At 65.1% G+C, this 2,872-nt stretch carries 4 protein-coding genes; all 4 read left to right on the forward strand.

Features of this window, described 5'->3' with window-relative positions; genetic code table 11:
• The coding region (locus tag BGO16_RS03685) for a cbb3-type cytochrome c oxidase subunit I (protein ID WP_292617249.1) at positions 1-833 on the forward strand (833 nt) is incomplete at its 5' end.
• Between the two features lie 105 nt (positions 834-938).
• Positions 939-1,877, forward strand: a complete 939-nt coding sequence (locus BGO16_RS03690) for a heme o synthase (RefSeq protein ID WP_292617250.1) — start codon at positions 939-941, stop codon at positions 1,875-1,877.
• A 17-nt stretch (positions 1,878-1,894) separates the two neighbouring features.
• Complete coding sequence (locus BGO16_RS03695) at positions 1,895-2,062, forward strand: CoxF protein (protein WP_292617251.1); 168 nt, start codon at positions 1,895-1,897, stop codon at positions 2,060-2,062.
• A gap of 5 nt (positions 2,063-2,067) precedes the next feature.
• The gene (locus BGO16_RS03700; protein ID WP_292617252.1) at positions 2,068-2,772 is read left to right on the forward strand and encodes a cytochrome c oxidase assembly protein; all 705 of its coding nucleotides are present in this window, start codon (positions 2,068-2,070) and stop codon (positions 2,770-2,772) included.
• Positions 2,773-2,872 lie beyond the last annotated feature (100 nt).

Genomic DNA, 2,872 nt, shown 5'->3' on the forward strand with positions numbered 1-2,872 from the left:
TCTTCGGTCATCCCGAGGTGTACATCCTGATTCTGCCGGGCTTCGGCATGATCAGCCATGTGGTCTCGACGTTCTCGAAGAAGCCGATCTTCGGTTATCTCGGCATGGCCTATGCGATGGTCGCGATCGGCGGCATCGGCTTCGTGGTGTGGGCGCACCACATGTACACGGTCGGCATGGTGTCGTCGGCGCAGGCCTACTTCGTCGCGGCGACCATGGTGATCGCGGTGCCGACGGGCGTGAAGGTGTTCTCGTGGATCGCCACCATGTGGGGCGGCTCGATCGAGTTCAGGGCGCCGATGATGTTTGCGCTCGGCTTCATCTTCCTGTTCACGGTTGGCGGCGTGACCGGCGTGGTGCTGGCCAATGCGGGCGTCGACCGCGTGATGCAGGAGACCTACTACGTCATCGCGCACTTCCACTACGTGATGGGCATCGCCGCGGTGTTCTCGATCTTCGCGGGCTGGTACTACTGGTTCCCGAAGATCTCGGGCTACATGTACAACGAGACCATCGCCAAGCTGCACTTCTGGCTGATGTTCATCGGCGCCAACGTCCTGTTCTTCCCGCAGCACTTCCTTGGTCTGCAGGGCATGATGCGGCGCTCGGTCGACTATCCGGATGCGTTCGCGGGCTGGAACGAGGTCTCGTCCTACGGCGCCTTCATGGCAGGGCTTGGCGCGGTGGTCTTCCTCTACGGCCTGGTCGACGCCTTCGCGCGCAAGCAGCCGGCGGCCGACAATCCGTGGGGCGAAGGCGCCACCACGCTGGAGTGGACGCTGTCGTCGCCTCCGCCGTTCCACCAGTTCGGAACGCTGCCGAAGGTGCAGTAACGTGACCGTACGCGGCGCGCGCCCCTGCGCGCCGCGTACCCAACAAAGCGAACCGGACGCGGCGCGCTGATGCGCCGCGCACCCCCCAACAAAGCGAGTTGTGCCGTGTCGGTTGTCGATCAGAAAGCCACCGAACTGCCGCCCCGGGTATCGGAGGCGAGTGTCGCCGATTACTTTGCGCTGCTGAAGCCACGGGTGATGTCGCTCGTGATCTTCACCGCGCTGGTGGGGTTGATGATCGCGCCGGGCCATGTGCACCCGGTGCTGGGCTTCATCTCGATCCTGTGCATCGCGGTCGGCGCCGGGGCCTCGGGGGCGCTGAACATGGCGCTGGAAGGCGACATCGACGTGCTGATGTCGCGTACGGCCAACCGGCCGATCCCGCGTGGCCGCATCACGCGCGGCGAGGCGATGGGGTTCGGCCTGACGCTGTCGTTCTTCTCGGTGATGACGCTGGGCGCGCTGGTCAACTGGTACGCCGGCGGACTGCTCGCCTTCACGATCTTCTTCTACGTTGTGATCTACACGATGGGGCTGAAGCGGCGGACCGCGCAGAACATCGTGATCGGCGGCGCCGCCGGCGCGCTGCCGCCGGTGGTGGCGTGGGCGGCGGCGACGGGGTCGCTGTCGGTTGAGCCGCTGCTGCTGTTCCTGATCATCTTCTTCTGGACGCCGCCGCATTTCTGGGCGCTGGCGCTGTTCCGCTCCGATGACTATGCCCGCGCCGGGGTGCCGATGCTGCCGGTGGTCGCCGGTCCGGACGCGACGCGGCTGCAGATCCTGCTCTATACCATCGTGCTGGTGGCGATCGCCGCGGCGCCCTGGCCGCTCGGCTATTTCGACTGGGTCTACGGCGTCACCTCGCTGGTGCTGGGCGCCGGCATGCTGGTGCTCGCCATCAATGTCTATCGCCATCGCACCGGCAGCCAGGCGCTGCGCGCGACGCGGCGTCTGTTCGCGTTCTCGATCCTCTATCTGTTCGCGCTGTTCGCCGTTCTGCTGCTCGATGTGGTCGTGAAGGCCGTCGTGCCGTTGATCTGGTAGAGAGGGCGCATGGTGCGATGGACAACAAAGACGAGAAGCCGAACAGGGTCGTTCTCACCGAGGCCCAGAAAAAGCGGCAGCGTGAGCGATCGATTGCAATCGCCTGCGCGCTCGGAATCCTGGTCCTGCTGTTCTTCGCGGTTACCTTCGTCAAGGGGCCGGGCGTTCTCGTCCGTCCGATGTGATTGATATGACCGGCGCGCCCGACCTCCCGCAGCAACCCGTCCCGACGGCGTCCACGCCGGCTAAGGCCGCGCCGGAGACGTTGGTCGTGACGTCGGTCGCGACTTCGGCTGCGCCGAAGGCTGTGGGCCGCATCGGCCGCGACGTGAGGATCGGCGCCGCCTGCGGCCTGCTGGTCGCGGTGATGGTCGGCGCAGCCTATGCGGCGGTGCCGCTCTACAACTGGTTCTGCCGCACCACCGGTTTCAACGGAACCACCCAGGTGGCGAAGGCCGCGCCGCACGCGCCGCCGCTCTCGCGCACGGTGGCGGTGCGCTTCGACGCCAACGTCTCCACCGGACTGCCATGGAAGTTCGAGGCGGAGCAGACCGAGATAAATGTCCGGATCGGCGAAGTCGCCACGGTGTATTACACCGTCACCAACGAGGCGACCGGCGCCACCCACGGACAGGCGGCCTATAACGTCACGCCGCTGACGGTCGGATCCTACTTCACCAAGATCAACTGCTTCTGTTTCACCGAGCAGACCCTGGCGGCGGGCGAGAAGCGGGAGATGCCTGTCGTCTTCTATGTCGATCCGGCTTTTGCCGCCGACAGCGAGAACGACGGCGTCAAGACCATCACCCTGTCCTACACGTTCTTCCCGGTGAAGGAGGCCGCACCCAGGCCGGTGGCGGCCAGCGAACCGGACAGGTCAGGGGGAAATATCTGACCTTCGAAATATCTGACCTTCGACGGCTGACGCGTTTTGTTTTGAGATCAATAAGGTGCCCAATATCGCCGGCACCGCTAACGGAGAGAGACCGCAAATG

Origin of the sequence: Nitrobacter sp. 62-23 (assembly GCF_001897285.1) — a bacterium.
Lineage (GTDB): Bacteria > Pseudomonadota > Alphaproteobacteria > Rhizobiales > Xanthobacteraceae > Nitrobacter.